This is a genomic window from Paenarthrobacter sp. FR1, assembly GCF_051106045.1.
GTDB lineage: Bacteria > Actinomycetota > Actinomycetes > Actinomycetales > Micrococcaceae > Arthrobacter > Arthrobacter nitroguajacolicus_A.
Genome location: NZ_JBPFSF010000005.1, coordinates 83,801 through 99,923, shown reverse-complemented (window position 1 = coordinate 99,923; position 16,123 = coordinate 83,801). Strand labels below are relative to the sequence as shown.

The 16,123-nt window shown below is 61.6% G+C and carries 10 protein-coding genes; 6 read left to right on the top strand and 4 right to left on the bottom strand.

Annotated features, from left to right (window positions below; translation table 11 throughout):
* Positions 1-29 precede the first annotated feature (29 nt).
* The 5 genes from ACR30Z_RS11450 to ACR30Z_RS11430 all read left to right on the top strand — a co-directional run bounded on the left by ACR30Z_RS11450 (position 30) and on the right by ACR30Z_RS11430 (position 6,261).
* On the top strand, positions 30-875 hold the full coding sequence (locus ACR30Z_RS11450; protein ID WP_337340170.1) for a sugar phosphate isomerase/epimerase family protein: 846 nt from the start codon (positions 30-32) through the stop codon (positions 873-875).
* A 65-nt stretch (positions 876-940) separates the two neighbouring features.
* Complete coding sequence (locus ACR30Z_RS11445; RefSeq protein WP_337340171.1) at positions 941-1,921, top strand: hydroxyacid dehydrogenase; 981 nt, start codon at positions 941-943, stop codon at positions 1,919-1,921.
* Between the two features lies 1 nt (position 1,922).
* Entirely contained in the window at positions 1,923-4,013 is a 2,091-nt protein-coding gene (locus ACR30Z_RS11440) for an alpha-galactosidase (RefSeq protein WP_434372653.1), read from the top strand.
* A 3-nt stretch (positions 4,014-4,016) separates the two neighbouring features.
* Complete coding sequence (manA, locus tag ACR30Z_RS11435; RefSeq protein ID WP_434372651.1) at positions 4,017-5,282, top strand: mannose-6-phosphate isomerase, class I; 1,266 nt, start codon at positions 4,017-4,019, stop codon at positions 5,280-5,282.
* A gap of 34 nt (positions 5,283-5,316) precedes the next feature.
* Positions 5,317-6,261 carry an N-acetylglucosamine kinase gene (locus ACR30Z_RS11430; RefSeq protein ID WP_434372913.1) on the top strand — a complete coding sequence of 315 codons (945 nt, stop codon included), beginning with the start codon at positions 5,317-5,319 and terminating at the stop codon, positions 6,259-6,261.
* 74 nt (positions 6,262-6,335) lie between these two features.
* Here ACR30Z_RS11430 and ACR30Z_RS11425 read toward each other — a convergent pair whose 3' ends face one another.
* The 4 genes from ACR30Z_RS11425 to ACR30Z_RS11410 all read right to left on the bottom strand — a co-directional run bounded on the left by ACR30Z_RS11425 (position 6,336) and on the right by ACR30Z_RS11410 (position 14,235).
* Positions 6,336-10,325, bottom strand: a complete 3,990-nt coding sequence (locus ACR30Z_RS11425) for a carbohydrate binding domain-containing protein (RefSeq protein WP_434372649.1) — start codon at positions 10,323-10,325, stop codon at positions 6,336-6,338.
* A 260-nt stretch (positions 10,326-10,585) separates the two neighbouring features.
* Complete coding sequence (locus ACR30Z_RS11420; RefSeq protein WP_434372647.1) at positions 10,586-12,583, bottom strand: tyrosine-type recombinase/integrase; 1,998 nt, start codon at positions 12,581-12,583, stop codon at positions 10,586-10,588.
* Between the two features lie 514 nt (positions 12,584-13,097).
* On the bottom strand, positions 13,098-13,661 hold the full coding sequence (locus ACR30Z_RS11415) for a tyrosine-type recombinase/integrase (RefSeq protein ID WP_434372911.1): 564 nt from the start codon (positions 13,659-13,661) through the stop codon (positions 13,098-13,100).
* Positions 13,588-14,235 carry a site-specific integrase gene (locus tag ACR30Z_RS11410; RefSeq protein ID WP_434372646.1) on the bottom strand — a complete coding sequence of 216 codons (648 nt, stop codon included), beginning with the start codon at positions 14,233-14,235 and terminating at the stop codon, positions 13,588-13,590. Before ACR30Z_RS11410 ends, ACR30Z_RS11415 begins: the two co-directional genes overlap by 74 nt.
* Positions 14,236-14,561: 326 nt before the next feature.
* Here ACR30Z_RS11410 and ACR30Z_RS11405 point away from each other — a divergent pair, with 326 nt between their 5' ends.
* Positions 14,562-16,010 (top strand): hypothetical protein, encoded by a 1,449-nt coding sequence (locus ACR30Z_RS11405; protein WP_434372645.1) that lies wholly within the window; start codon positions 14,562-14,564, stop codon positions 16,008-16,010.
* Positions 16,011-16,123: the final 113 nt, after the last annotated feature.

Here is a 16,123-nt window from a genome sequence, read left to right as displayed (position 1 = left end):
ACAGCTTCCCCCATCACACAAGGAAACACATGATCACGCCGTCGGCCTCCACCTTGGGAGCGCCCGGAACACCACTGCCCGTTGTGCTCGGCTGGTTCACAGACGTCCAATTCCCCGGTATCGAACTGAGGTTGGCTACCGGCGAACCCGCCGATCCGGAGCTGGACGTTGCGGGCCGCCGAGCACTTCGAAACACGATTGACGCTGCCGGGATGGAAGTCACCTCCATCGCAAGCTACGTCAGGGTCGCTGCAGCCGGTGACGATGAAGCCGTTATCGCCGAACTCATCCACGCAATCGACTTCGCGCGGGACCTGGGGGCAGCCATGGTGCGCGTGTTCCCCGGTGCCGAGACAATGCCTGCTTCATTCACCACCTCACCGGCGTTGTTGGACTCCGTGGTCGAGGTGGACGAACGTGCTGCCCGCCGGCTCACCGCGGTGGCCGGATACGCCGAATCGTTGGGCGTCCTTCCCGTTCTGGAAACGCACGATTCCCATCCCTCCGGCGCGGACATCGCCCGGATCCTTCAGCGCGTCGAGGGAAACGTCGGCGCCGTATGGGACCTTCTGCACCCGTGGCGGGTCGGCGAGACTCTCGCGGAGACCTGGAAGTCGCTGGGGCCGTGGCTTGCCTCGGACCAATGCACGGTGCAGGTCAAGGACGCAGCTCTTCCGGCAAGTGTGCCCGTACTTCTTGGCGAAGGAAATCTTCCCCTTGAGGATTTCGCCCACCTGCTGATCAGCCGGAAGTATCAAGGAGTCCTCACGCTCGAGTGGGAAAAGGCATGGTACCCAGAAGCCCGCCCCCTGGATATGGCATTGAAATCCACCCGTACCTGGCTGGACCGGCACTGGCGAGGAGAAGAAAAGTGAACGCAGCATTGCATAGCAGGGCCCAACCGGCCCCGGCCCTGTTTCGACCGAGAATAGGTCTGGCAATGCAGGATGCCGGCCTGAGGGACGCCCTGTTTTCCAAGCGCCTGCAGGCCCGCCTCGAATCCATCGGAGACTGCGATTTCAGCCACGTCATTCAGGACTTCTCCGACGTCCCGGACAGTGTCCTCAAAGAGATCGACGTTCTTCTCACCGGATGGTTTTCCCCTCGGATTGATGCCCCGGTTCTGGCTCGCATGCCACGCCTGCGCCTCATCACCCACGCAGGCGGAAGCATCAAGGGCCATGTGGCCCCTGAATGCTGGGAGCGTGGCATCGTCGTCACGACCGCAGCGGAAGCCAATGCCCTGCCCGTGGCCGAATTCACCTTGGGTCTGATCCTCATGGCCGGCAAGTCAACCATGGCTGCCAGCCACCTCTATACCAGCCGGCAGGCAAAAATCGACCGCGAACTGGAGTTCCCGGACACCGGAAACTACGGCAGCACGGTGGGAATCGTGGGTGCTTCCACCATCGGTCGCCTGGTCCTAGAGCGCCTCCAGCCTTTCGACTTCGATGTGCTGGTTTACGATCCAACCATTACGGCCTCCGAAGCCGAGCGCCTCGGTGCCCGCCTGGCCGGGCTCGATGAGCTGATGGCGGGCAGCGACGTCGTTTCCCTCCATGCCCCTGCCCTCCCGGAAACGGAAAAGATGATCGGCACTGTCCAGCTGACTGCCATGAAGAACGGCGCCACCCTTATCAACACTGCCCGCGGCGACCTTGTCGATCAGTCCGCGTTGGTCCGCGAGCTGGAGACCGGACGCATCAATGCGTTCCTTGATGTCACCAACCCGGAACCGCTTCCGGCCGGCCACCCCTTGTTCGAACTGCCCAATGTCCTGCTCACCCCTCACATCGCCGGGTCGATGGGCAACGAACTGCACCGGATGGCCGCCTACGCCCTGGATGAAATCGAACGTTTTGCCGCAGGCGAATCCCTGCGATTCCCAGTACAACTCAACGACCTCGCAAGGATGGCCTGACGTGGAAACCAACATGATCACGTGGTCCAACGGAACACTGCACGTAGCACTGACAGCCGGCCCCGATCAGCCCGTGGGCATCACCCACCTTCATCCGGGCGAAGCACCGGCAGAGCCTTCCTCCGCCGGTACTGCACTGGTTGAAATCCTCACCATGGAGGAAGGCCGGGCCAGAGCCAGTCAACGTTACGGCGAATCCGCGCTCGGCAAACGGCTGCGCCATACCGGCCACCGAAGCAGCGTGGACGGCGTGTGGCACACCCTCGAAGTGCAGCAGCGCGACCCGGAGACCGGTGTCGAAACCGTCACTGTTCTCCGGGCTGTGACCGGAGCCAGCGCGCTCCAAGCGAGGACCACGGTGCGAAACACCGGCCAGCATCCTCTCCACCTGCAGGCCGTCACGTCCCTGGCACTGCCGGTTCTCGCCGGCAACCGTGCCGTGATTCCGGACAACCTGCGACTTGCCTCGGGGACCTCCCAGTGGCTTGGCGAAAACCAATGGACCCTCGAGCCCGTTCCTGCCATCCTGCCGGACCTGAATCTGCGCTTCCACGACCAGGACCAGCGCGGCCACTACCTGCGTGCCTCAACCTCCTGGTCAACAGGTGGCCCCCTTCCAACCGGCGCTCTCGTAGACGAGGACGATAACTGGTGCTGGATGTGGCAGATCGAACATAACGGCGGGTGGGCCTGGGAACTTAGCGAAACCCGCCATGCTCTGAACCTGACCCTGCTCGGACCCTCCGATGACCAGCACCAATGGTTGCACCGTTTGCTGCCCCAGGAGTCCTTCACTACTGTCCCCGCCACGGTCGCCCTGAGCAGAACCGGACTCGAGGGTGCCCTGGAGGAAATGACACGTCATCGCCGGGCCCTTCGCGGGAACGCCGCGCTCTTAGGCCCGGCCGTGGTCTACAACGACTTCATGAACACCCTCATGGGAAACCCCAGCACTGAAAAGCTCCTGCCCCTGATCGAGGGCGCAGCCGCAGCCGGCGCGGACGCCTTCTGCATCGATGCCGGGTGGTTCGACGATCAGACGGACTGGTGGGATTCCGTCGGCGAATGGGAGCCTTGCGCTGATCGTTTCCCGAACGGCCTGAGCGAAGTCACTGACGCCATCCGCGCCCGGGGGATGGCCGTCGGAATGTGGCTCGAACCCGAAGTTGTCGGCGTCCGAAGCCCCATGGCCCAGAGGCTCCCGTCCGAAGCGTTCCTGCAGCGCCACGGCCAGCGTGTCGTCGAACACGGCCGATACCACCTGGACTTCCGCCACGCAGAGTCCAGGGCACACCTGGATGAGACCGTGGACCGGCTGGTCCGCGACTTCGGCGTTGAATACCTCAAGCTGGACTACAACATCACCTCAGGCCCAGGAACAGACCTCGACGCCGGCTCGGCCGGTGACGGGCTCCTGGGACACAACCGCGCCTATCTGGAATGGCTGGACGGCGTTAAAGCCCGCCACCAACTGACCATCGAAAACTGCGCGTCCGGAGCGATGCGTCAGGACTACGCCCTGCTGTCCCGCCTCGACCTGCAGTCCACCTCGGACCAGCAGGACCTGCTGCGCTACCCTCCCATCGCTGCCAACTCGTTCTTCAGCGTTCTGCCCGAACAGGCAATGCACTGGGCCTACCCGCAGCCGGAAATGACCGACGAGCAGCTCCGCTTTACGCTCGCCACCGGCATGCTCGGGCGGATGTGTCTCTCCGGTTTCGTGGACCGGGTTGACGCCAGTCAACTGGACATCATCCGCACCGCCGTGACCGCACACAAACAACTGCTTCCGGAGATCACCACCTCTGACGCTTTCTGGCCATCTGGGATTCCGGCCTGGGCAGATCAATGGTTGTCCGTCGGGCTTCAGGCAGCGGACAGGGACCTGGTCACGGTGTGGAACCGTGGCGGGCTGGCGAGCGAAGCGACCCTCCATCTTCCGCGCTGGGCCGACCAGGAGATTTCGGTTGAATGGATCGGAGCTTCCACGCCGATGGAGACCAAATGGGATGGCTCCGGATACCTTGTACTTTCAGCTCCCACCGGAACCCTGTCCGCTGGCACCTTCGCTGTGACTGGCAAGAAGGCCTAGCGGATGTACAGACTGAAAAACACCGTCCGGGACTACGCGTGGGGCTCGACGTCGCTGATGGCCGACTATCTTGGCCTCACTCCCACCGGCAGGCCGGAGGCGGAAATGTGGCTCGGAGCCCATGCTGGTTCGCCGTCGATCGCGCTGACGGGCAGCGGTGACACCAGACTCGATGAGCTGATCGCTGCCGAACCTGAGGCGACTCTCGGCGCCGCGTGCCGGAAAGCCTTCGGCGATCAGCTGCCATTTTTGATGAAGATGCTCGCCGCCGGGTCCCCGCTATCGCTCCAGGTTCACCCGACGCAGGAACAGGCTGCGGCAGGGTTCGCAGCTGAAGAAGACTCCGGCGTCCCGTTGACCGCCACGCAGCGCAACTACAAGGATCCGAACCACAAACCCGAAATGATCGTTGCCCTGACCGATTTCGAGGCACTGTGCGGCTTTCGTCCGGCAGCCCAAACGGCGGCGATCTTCGACGGGTTGGCAGCTCTCTGTACAACCTCCGCAATCCCGGTTCCGGAGGTCATCGACCAGATCCGGACAACGCTTCGCGGACACGACGAACATACAGCGATCAAATCGGCCTTCAGCCAGCTGATCCGGGGCGGTCCGTCGGTGACCGAAGCCGTCCGCGCTACAGCAGAAGTGATTGCAACAGGTGTTCCTGAGGGCCCGTTCGTATCGGCCCTCAAGACGGCGCATCAGCTCAACGACGCCTACCCTTCAGACCCCGGGGTCCTGATCTCGCTGATGCTTAACAGAGTCTCGTTGCGGCCCGGCGAATCGGTCTACCTGCCTGCAGGAAACACCCACGCTTACCTCCACGGGCTGGGCATTGAGGTGATGGCCTCCTCGGACAACGTCCTGCGCGGCGGACTGACCACCAAATACATCGACGTCGACGAACTCATGCGGACAGTGGATTTCACGCCCCTGCCCGTTCCGCGGCTCGAACCCGACAGTCCCCGGAACGGCCACCGCGTCTGGAGCCCGCCCTTTGACGAATTTCAACTGCACCGTATCGAACTGCAACCGGGAGCGGACAGCATTGATCTACCGGTCGGCACCCCGGCGGTGATCCTCGTCGTGGCCGGCACCAGCACCCTGCACACAGCACAAGCTTCGATGGTCTTGGGCGCTGGGGACAGCGCCTTCCTCACCGCAAGCGAACAGTCAGTCAGCATGACCGCTGCCAGCGACGAACCCGTCGTGGCGTTCCTGACAACCTCGGGTCCCCCATGCTCCACCGGACCTCTGGCCGCCATGTGACCGGGTTCCACACCCCCATCCAAGGACAGCCGTGATTTACACCAAAGACCAAGCCTTCCAGGCACCGATTTCCCCTACCCGCAGCAGCCTCGCCGGAACAGTGATCGGGCTCGATATCGGAGGCACCAAAACCCACGGAGTCCGCTTCCATAACGGCCAGGCGGTGCAGGAAACGATCACGGGCAGCGCCAACGTCCAGAACGTCAGCCGCGAAACCGCCCGGGCAAACCTTGGGGAACTCTTCAGGGAACTCGGACACAGCCCTGTTAACCGTGTCTGCGTCGGAGCCGGCGGGATAGACACGGCCCATGACGCCGACGAGCTGAGCGCACTGATAGCCCCCTTCGTTCCGGAAGCCCGGATAACCGTGGTCCATGACTCCCGACTGCTCCTGGCTGCGGGGCAGGTCAGCACAGGAGTGGCTGTTATCGCAGGAACGGGCTCCGCTGCCTGGGGCCGGAACCCCCGAGGAGATGAAAGCCGGGCCGGGGGCTGGGGCTATCTGCTCGGGGATGAAGGAAGCGGCTACTGGATTGGCCGCGAAGCGGTGCGCCATAGCCTGCGCCGGATGAATCAAGGCCACCAACCCGACCCGCTCACCCGGGCGCTCCTGAGCGCATCCGACCTGACGGAACCAAGCCAGCTCATTGCCTTGTTCCACTCGATCGGCACAGGCCGCCGCTTCTGGGCCCAGCAGGCCCGATTGGTCGTCGCCGCCGCTGAGGCCGGTCATGCGCCGAGCCGGCACATCCTGGAACAGGCCGGAATCGATCTGGCGCACCTGACCTCCCAGACGCTCTCACAACTCGGAATCTCCGGCCCCGTCATCCTCGGTGGCGGACTCGGCATGCACGTCCCCCGGCTGCAGTCAGCATTCCGTGACGCCTTGGCCAACAAAGGGATTACCGATGTCCGCCCCGTGACGCAGGACCCGGTGTACGGGGTAACCCACCTCCTTTCAGAGCCCGGCAGCTCGTAGCGTTTCGCATATAGGAAGAGGCTGGGTGAGACGGTTTATACCGTCTCACCCAGCCTCTTCTGTTTGGGTCTGAGCTAGCTGGTCTTCAGCAGTACCAGTGCCTGGCGGGCTGCGACGTTCGCTGTGGTTCCGTTAAGGGATCCGCTCTCGGCCGCTGTGGCGGGAGACCACTGCCCGGGAACATCCAAGGAGGTCTGGACGCTGGAGTCTCCACTGTTGAGGAACACCATGGCTCGTTCTCCGTTGGCGGCGACCAGTTCGAAGGCCTTCAAGGTAGCCGAGCCGGTCCGGTGTTCGATGGTTTCGATCGCTTTGGCGTCCGCGGCCCGGGGGTGCATCAGGACGGTGTGGTCGGTCCCTGCCGCTTGGCCCAGTTGGATCCATTGCTGGTTTTTTTGAGGCCAGTCCCCGGACACGCGTCCGGTGTCCAAGGTGACGGTGGGCTGTGCGGCACCGAGCAGGTGAACATCCAGATCCACGCCCTGGTAGCCGTGGGCCGTGAGCTTACCCGGTGCCTGGTCGACCGAGGTGGTCAGGGTGTGGAGGTTGAACCGGCTCGGGGCTGCGGACTTGATGCGGTCCCAGGCCAGGTAGGAGTTGAAGCCGCCTTTGAGCTGGATGACGTTGCGCTGGTAGTCCGTCGCGCCTGGTGTTGCCCCACCGGTCTGGATGACGTCCACTTTGTCAGAGTAGTAACGGATGGGCGTGGTGACAGTCGGGGCCGTTCCCTGCCAGGTGCCTTCGGTCTGGAACTGGACAACATTGTGCGCGGCCGCGCTGTTGAACCAGACGTTGTCACCGTTGAAGTAGCCTCCGGTGCCTGAATCCAGGGCCAGCGGGACCGACTTTCCCCAGAGCGAGAACCCGGTACGGTCATCGTGGTTATGGCCGAGCGGGCGCGGGGTGTCGGACATGATTAGGTAGTTTTCGTCAGCTGTGCCTCCCTTGTCGCGGAGAATGTCGTAACCGACGCTCTCAATAGCCGAGGATGTCAGGTTCGGGGCCTTGGCCGGCAGTCCTGGGTCGGTGTTCAGCAGCGGCGGCAGAGCCCAGGGGTTGGCTCCGGTGTCGGCTACCGGTGAGCCGGCCCGCTGCCAGGTCCATTGCATGGTGGCTGACAATTCCGGGTCCGATTCCTTGTACAGGGAGGCGTTCCAGCCGAGGATGCGGTACGGCTTCTCGTTGTAGTCCGCGTCTCCGATGGCTGGCATCAGGACGGTTCCAGGAGCTGCGGTGTTGGTCGAGTCCACCGGCGTCTGGACGTTGATCAGGAAGGAATGCATCTTTTTCAGCTTCGGATCGTTGACCATGTCGGTGCCTCCTGCCCGTTTCAGCGCCTGGACGAAGGGCACGAGCCTCACCAACGGAGCCGCGTGGTAGCGGATGGTTTCAGGGAAGGCTCCGTCGTCACCAACGACGTTATCCAGCGTCCAGCGGACTTCTCCTTGGGCGTGGCCCCGGTAAACGGAAGACGAGGTGAGGTTGGGCAGAGCCATGCTGACCATTCCGACGCCGATGGCGCGGTCAAGGTTCCAGTTGGAGATCCGTCCAGCGTCCGTGGAGCGGTCGTAGTAGGCCAGGTTCATCTGGGTGTCCTGCATCCAGCCGAGTCGGTCTGTGAGCCATGCGCGGTCAGTCTCGCTCATCGACTTGGAATTGATCACCAGATCGAGTGCTTGTGCGAAGCCTCCCATGGCGCGGCCGAAGTGGACTGCTCCGTACCCGTCTTCGCCGTTCGGTTTGCCACCTGTTGTCAGGGCGTAGGTCATGCCCCAGACGGATTCACCAACCAGGTATTTCAGGCCAAGAATCGCTTTCTTCGCCGCTTCCTCGTTGCCCGTGACGAGGAAGACGTTGGCACTTGCCTGGGTTGCTTCGAACAAGGGCGAATCCCACCGGGTGTGGGTGTCCCAGTTGTAGGCGGGTGCCTTATAGGCAGCACCTACACTCGCTCCCGCATCGTTGGTGTAGGAAACCGTCCATACCAGGCCGGTGCCTTCGATCAGTCCGCGCTGGCTGATCGTAGCGGCCAGCGAGTAGCGTCCGCCCGGCGTGGCAGGCAGTTCCTGTGTAAGGGCCACGGATGCCTTACTGGCGGCCGAAGCACCGGCGTACTGCAAGGACGCGGCATCGGCGAAAGCCCATTCGGTGGTCTTGGTCACCACTGCGTCGGTGGTTCCTGAAGTGGCCGCCCAGCCGCTTGTACCTGATCCGAAGTTTTCAAAGCTGTTGTCAGGGATGGTCAGGGGCTGGTTGTTGGCCAGGGACGTGAGGCTAACCCCGTCGACCATCATCGATCCCTTGCCAGCAAACTCCGCCGAGAGGCGCATCTTCGTGGCCCCGGCGGGGACAGTGTAGATGTTGCTTTGCGCGCGGAGGGGATTGACCAGGTATGACGGGTCGGTCAGTTGCTGCGTGGTCCATTTGTCCGACAGGGACAGTTGCCGCTGGTACTCGTCCCCCACGACTCCATTCTTCACCCGGTCCTTCAGGGCATTGACGTCTTTGGCGCCCAAGAGCAGGGAGGGGCGTGCGATATTGGGGTTTATGGCGGCATCGATTACTGTGCTCCGCATCAAGGAGATGTCATCGAACCATGCCTGCCCTTTACCGGCGAGGCGGACAAATGCTTTGGCGTCGGTAGCCGCCGCCGGCGGGAAGGCCTGTACCTTTGCGCTACCCCAGTCAGTTGTGCCTTCCACGGGGCCGGTGAGTTGTTCGCTGAGGGTCCGTCCGTTGGCGTCGAGGTATTTCAGGCCGGCAATTGCCTTGGCACCGGTCAGGGCGGTCTTCACCGCGGCCGACAGGTCATATCCTGCGAGTCGTTCGACGGGGAAGGGAGCCGATTCCAACACGGACTGGTCACCCTCGGACTGGTTGATCAGGGTCAGGGAGTTCTTTCCCGCTTTGGCCGTCCCTGAATCCGCTCCGGCGGTATTGCCCTGGGCAACCCCATCAGCGGTCACCTGCCGGGCGATCGAGACGTCGTCAAACCAGGCGGTTCCGCCGTTGTACAGGCGGTAGTCGATTCGGACTGAGACTGCACCGGTTGGAGCTGTCAGCACGGATTCGACGTAGGTCCAGTCAGAGTTGGTCACAGTGTTCTGGACAATTTTGTCCCCTCCCACTGTCTGGCCGTTTGCGTTCCGGAAAATAACGAGCGGGCGGATATCCCCCGCCGCGACGTTCTGGCCTTTGACCCAGAACCCGAACCTATACGTTCCAGGTGTGACGGGCGCATAGTTGATCTGCTGCCAGTCCCCGATACTTCCTGGTACTCCGTCGATCCGCAGGGACTTGGACCCGGTGTGCGCCACGCTGGTGTCCCACACCATGGCCGCTTTGGTAGTGGCGTAGTTGAACGTCTTCCAGTTCTCCGGCGTCGAAGCACCCGCTTCGGCCGACGGGTTAGGAACCACCAAAGGCTCCCACTGTGTCGATGCCGCTGTCCAGCCGGTCGGTGCAGCCGGCGCCGGTGCCGTCAGGGTTTCGGCGCCACCGTTCGGCACTAGCTCGCGCCTCTGGCGTACATCGGACGAGACGTCGTCAACGTCAACCGAACCGGCGCCCAGAACCTGCACAAACACCTGCACGTTCTTGGCATCCGAGGGGATGGCCGCCGTCGTGCTCAGCTCAGCCCAGGCGCCGGTCTTCAATGCCGTCGCCCTGGCTACCTGCTGGTTGATCTCCGTGCCGTTCGCCGCCGTAAACCTCACATGCAGTTCTACCCGCGGAGACCCTTCAACAGGGCGGAGCATCGCACGGAAATACACGACGTTACTGGCCTTCTTCAGCTTCACCTCGGGAGAGGACAGGATCGTGGGATCCGTGTCCGATACCGAGGCTATTCGGGCCCCGTATTGTCCCGTTCGCGCGGACGCCGAGTCAGTAAGCGCCGAGCCTGGACCACTGGCCGACCACCCACCGGACAGGGCGGGGATGGCCGCTTCCTCGAAAGAGCCTCCCGGTATCTCCAAGCCGGAGGACACATCGGTCCCCGGCGCTTGCGGCATCGCCGCCGTAGCGGCAGCTGTTCCTGGGCCGATCAATAGGCATAGTGCCAAGGCTCCGCCTAATGGGCGGCATAAGGCTGGGTATCTCAAAGGTGAACCCCTTCGTTCGTGATTCGGGACGATATTCGACGCAGGCTGGCCTAAGCGCATCCAAAACATGACTTGGATCACTGATATCGATATCACAGTAGTGTGGAGACCGCGCCTGGGCAAGGGGCAGTGAATTTAAGTCCTATTGGTTCCGGTCGACGATCTAGTCAGCCCCGTGAGACCTTACCGACTTGGAAAGGACCCCGTGGAATAAATGGAGGTCAATATTGTTCCGGAACCGGAGTCGCCTTCCGGCCCTGGGCCAGCATTTCATCCCGACGTCGCCGCAGGTGTAAGAGGCTCTCCTCCAAAGCGCTCACCTCGCCGAGCCACTGGTGCTGTTTGGCCTCCTCCATACGCTCTTCCGCGTTAGAGGTCATCGCTTCTATCCTGCCGCTTTGAGCCGGGTCGACTTGCAGGAACCGGCATTTGATACAGGCGTGTTCGTGCACACACGGTGTGGCGTACGGGCGGTGGCAGGTACCTAAAGCGACTCTTCGCAGGAGGAAATGTTGCTCGAATTCGGTCCACTCCGATTCCGTCGCCGGCCGCAGTTCATAGTCCGGGCGGGTTTGCCTGCGCCGTTCGATGAACTCATGGTGGGCTTGGATGACCTGCTCAGGAAACACTGCCGTATATCCGTGTGTGGTTTCCAGGTTCAGGTGACCAAGAAGGGTCGACACGATGTGCAGCGGCAGGCCGGATCCCACGAGTTCCGTGGCAAACAGTCGCCTGAAATCGTGGGGAGTAAAGTTCACGGCAGACCCGGCATCCTTGAGCCCTGCATGCGCTGCGACCCGGTTCAGGACAGTGCTGATGTAGCTGTGGGAGAGAACATTCTGTGTGGGTCCGACGAGCCGGGAGAACAGGTGTGGAAGTGGATCGCTGAAGGTTTTCTCATTCGGGTCGTAGCGGACAGACAGAGGTACGTTCTGGCCTGTTCCTCGGGCCCTTCGTTGGACTTCTACGAGGATTTTGACCAGTTCCGGGGACATGGGGATGAGGCGTTCCTGATCGGTCTTCGAAGGCACGACGTGCAGTAATGGGACAACGGTGTTCGTGGTCGGTGCAACGTAGTGCCGAAGGGAGAGCTGGGTCAGTTCCTGGAGTTCTTCGACCCTGAGGCCTGTCTCCTTCAGCGTTGAGACTACAGCCCATCCCCAGAAGCCATCGGCTTCCACCGAACTGATGTCTGCGCGCTTACCCACGGCCGTAGGGAGGTGTGCGCCATCTTCGGCGGCAACGATCTCAGCCCAGGCGCGGGTTCTGGTGTTGATCTTGGACCTAACAGGAGGGTCGTGACGGCGGTAGGTAACTCCGTCAACGCAGTAAACTTCATCGTGCGTGGCGGCCAACGTGGCCTGAAGCAAGCGCGCACCAGCGTCCCGCAAGGCTAGAGCGGATCTGATGAAGGCCGGCAGCAGTGGCGTCAGTGAGCGGGTGCGTTGCTGCATGCGCGCTTCGACATGCTTGCGCTGTTTTGAGACGGCCCTCGTTTCGGTACGGGCGAAGGGAATGGGCGCGACCCAGGCAGCCCACCGTTCGGGTTGCTCAAGTGCCCATTCTGAGATGTCCCGATAGAGGGCGCGGACCGCAAAGTATGTGGATGAAGTTTCCCGGCGTGGTGCCCCTGCCAGAGTTACCTGGATCCGCTGACGCCATTGCGCGGCCACGTCCGGTGCCAGCCGCAGGTCTTGTTGCTCGGGGTTGATGTCAACGACTTCGCACCAGAACAGGCGTACAAGCCGGTAGGCCATCCCTTCCAGAGACCCGTAGTCCATGTTCGGTTTCAATTCCTCCAAGTAACTAATCAGGAGGTCACGGACCCCGGAGTTCGGGACGTTGTAACGGTCCACGAGCGTCTTAACCGTGTGCCGGCGGGAGCTGACACTGGCATGCCACGCCGCCCGAAGCGTCGGTGGTTCATCCGCGAGAGGACCAAGCGCGACGAGGATCTCCCAGGCCAGGTGCTCTTTGGCGTGTCTGGTGGAGCGGGCTATATGCGAGTAGGCCAGCACGTCCTCACCGGTCAGGTTTCGCAGCCGCTTGCCGGTGCGAAGCAAGACCCCGGAAATAGCGCTTTCGGCGTTCCGGCGTACCAGTTCGTGACCGCGCTGGTACTGCGGCAAAGCCCGAAGATCAGAAACAGCTGCCGGTTCTGAAACCTCAAAAAAGGAAGGTAGATCACTGGTTTGCAGCCATCCATTCGAAGAGAACATCCACTCATAAGAAGGGCGCACCAGACGAGCGCGTACCACCGTGCTGACACCGGAACCAACAAAACCCTGACCAAATCCGAGCCGCTGGCCGAGTTGCGCGTAGCCTTCACGCGGCGCCTGATCGAGCCCTGAAGCGAGCCATCGTTCATTCATCCCAGGTACCGCCCGGGAACTGATTCAACCAGTGCAATACGCGCCCGGCAGCATTGGTCCACTTTTGGTAGGTGACCGGCTTCGGATTGTAGGAAAGCGCTAACTCGCTCGCCCAGGCCAGGGCCTCATCAAGACCCAAGTGTTGAAGGCGCGCAATTTCCGCATCCTGGCCTGCTGGAGCCGGGACCCCGCCATCGAAGGCCTGCCTGGACCATGCTCTCCGGGTGGCGGTCACCGCATTGTCGGAAGTCAGGCGGAGCTCCCTTCCCCGTTTGTACGTGGCAGCCGCAGCCACACTGGACGGCGTTCGGACATCCACTGTTCTTGCTGGTTCAGTCATTCGCCCAGCCCCAGTAGCTCCCTAACAGCTGCATGGTCGTATTCGGGTTCTATGGTCGGCGCTCGGCGGAGCTGGTCGGGAGTAGTGCTCGAGTACCTTCTGCAATATGTCGTCCATCCGAGGCTGGGTGTAGATCGTTGTGGTGGTGACATGGGCATGCCGGAGCACGGTTTGAACATCCACCAGTGTGAACGCTGGGTCTGCAATCATTCGTTCTGCCGCCGTGTGACGGAGGTCGCGCAACGTCCAGTTGGATCCCAGCGCAGCCTGCGCTCTATCGAACATTCGCCGGGCCGCGTTGTAGGTCAGTGGGCGCTGATTCTTGGGATGAAGAGTCCACCGCACGGGGTCACCCGGTGAGGTCGGCAGCCCCTGGCGCATGTAGAGCGCTAGCCAGACAAACGCATCGGCGCTGGCTGGGACTACATCGCGGTTTCGTGTGCCTTTGCTGGTCACCACGACCGTATGTTCTCCGAAATCGTAATCACCGTGGCTCAGGCCGAGCAGTTCCTCAGCCCGAACCCCGCTGCTGAGCCAGAACGAGAGTAATGCCCGGTCCCGGTGGTTGCGCAGCCCTTTGAAGATCGAGGAAATGGCCTCCTCCGGTATACCCCGCCATGCAACTTTGGGAACCCTTTGCCGATACGTCCCGCGGCGGGGTGGCCGGAACTGCCATGGGATTGTGGTGCGCATAAGCTCGTGGTCCAAAGCCGCGCTGCCGAGGAGCAGGGTTAAATAGAGGCCCCAGAATCATTTCGAGGGCGAAGTCGTAGAAGCTGGAGAGGACCGTCAGCTGGTGATTGATGGAATTGGCTGAGAATGTCGTTCCTACGCCCCGTTTTCGGGTCACGACGTTTGTGGCCGCAGCCTGATCAGTCCCCCGTCGCAGGGCATTGGCTGTCGGTGATGCCCGCATGTGCTCCACCAGAGCCCTGACATCCAACCGTTCTGCGTGTTCCCACGGGATAGAACGATCATGAAGAAACCTGAACCACCGCAGCAGATCGTAGGCGTAGCTCCGCAACGTGGCCGGCGAACAATCAGACGCTGCCAGATCACGCAGGAACGATGTGACCACTTCATGCTCTGTACCCGGAAAGATCAGGCGATACGCAGGACCATTCTCCGACCGTACAACCTTGCCCAAGCTCCCAGTCATGCCCTCCACCATTCCTGCCATTGATTGCCAACAGACCAACACAGAGTGCAGTTAACATGTCTGTGTAGCGTTTAGGGCACCCCCCGTCACCGTGCATTTCATCGTGCGGGTCTTACGTACATGGCCCAAGCCAGCAATGGTGTAAAGCATGGCGACAGGCTTTGGCAGCACGGTGATCGACCGGCTTACGGGCGCTTAGGATAGCCGGCCAGAGCGCGACCATAATATTTCGGGCGTCATGGGCTTTGTGGGAGGCTTTACGAGATCAGGCTCTCAGCATTAGCTGAATCTTGCCTGACTCTCGAGATGTTCCTGAGGAGCCGCGAATGCCGCCACGACAGAGTCCAGCCCAAAAACTTGCTGCCAAGCTGCTGCTTGGTGGGGAATGGGCGCCGGTCACCAACAAGATTGGATTCCTGCAAAGGCCTCTTGATGAGGCGACCGTTGAGTGGAGGCAATGGGCTCAAGAGAGCCACCACCAGCCATTGGCTGGTTTCGGGGTCACTGAACACCGAGGTGCTCTGAGGGAGTTACTGGGCAAATTATTACCACTGGGCTACGGTCAGCGATGGCTTCTTCTGGAGACTGCTAACCCTGAGTGGACCGCTGTCATGGAGAACACTCATGACACCGCATACTTCTGGCCGCTGCGAGACCACTTCCCGTTTTCCAGGGGTATCCCCACGGTGGAAGTGGAGGACGTACCAAAAAACATCAGACGCATGCCGGACGAGCCTGCCAGGGGACGGTGGGGCGGCAGGAACTTAATGGTCTTTGACGAGAACGAATGCCGGAGGTCTTTGAGCCTGTATGGCTCCGAGCCTTGGCAATTCAGCCACGGCGGCGAGCCCTACGACTTTGAGGACACGGAACAGTACCTACTGCCGCGGCCTTTGGACTGCTTCCCTCACGAGACGTTGGTTGATATCTGCAGGAACTTGGGCCTTGACCCCTTCTCTGAGGACTTTTACGTACCGAACGGACGGGCGTTCCTTATCGAATCGCTCCATACACCAACCGGTGATGAGCCATGGGCCAAGAGGTACACCTTGGCTGAAGCTAGAGCCGGATATGAGGACCTTGAGCACCCCAGGGTTGATGACCCTGTCCTAGGGAATGCGCTATATCCCTTGGGCGCTGCAAACCCGCACCCCGACACCGTCTACACCGCCATGGGCCATAAACCTTTCCGAAAGCCAACGCTCTGGGACGAAGCCCTGAAAGAATTCGAAAAGAGCGTTCAGCGCTACAGCAGCTACCCTGCATCGGCATCGCTAAGTGAAGGGCTGGAAGAGTATGGCATCCTCGCTTCGCCCACCTATTCCACCGGTGGGACAGGTAGCGAGAGCATCAGCGTGAGCGCCACGCCACCGCTGCTCGAGGCGCCACCGGAGATCCGGGAATACACGGCAGCGTACGCGGTCCTTCAATGGAGACAGGCCAATGGCAGATCCACCTCAGAGTTCTACCCGAACCGGAAGCAGATGGGGATCATCCGTAACCTCTACAAGGAAAATGGTCTGTATCCCTTCGATGTAACTTCGGACCAGGTCTACAGAACACTGGCCATCGACAAGATGGTCCGCGATGTCACCGACCTGCGAATCACTCAGCAACTGGTGGACTGGGAAAAACAATCAAGCGCGGGTTCCCCGAAGGAGAGAACCCACAAGTACGACCGACGGAATAACAGCTGTGCCTGGGAGATCCGCAGAACCATCCAGGATCAAGAGCACCTCATTTGGAACGTGCAAGTCGACGAACGGCAGCACTAAAGGGACATCCATTTCGCCAGAACGCGGCGCCCGGTAGAGGATCCCTTACCGGACGTCAACGCATATACCGCCGGAACTTCGGGGTCAGTTTTGAGCATGTGCGAGTCCTTCGC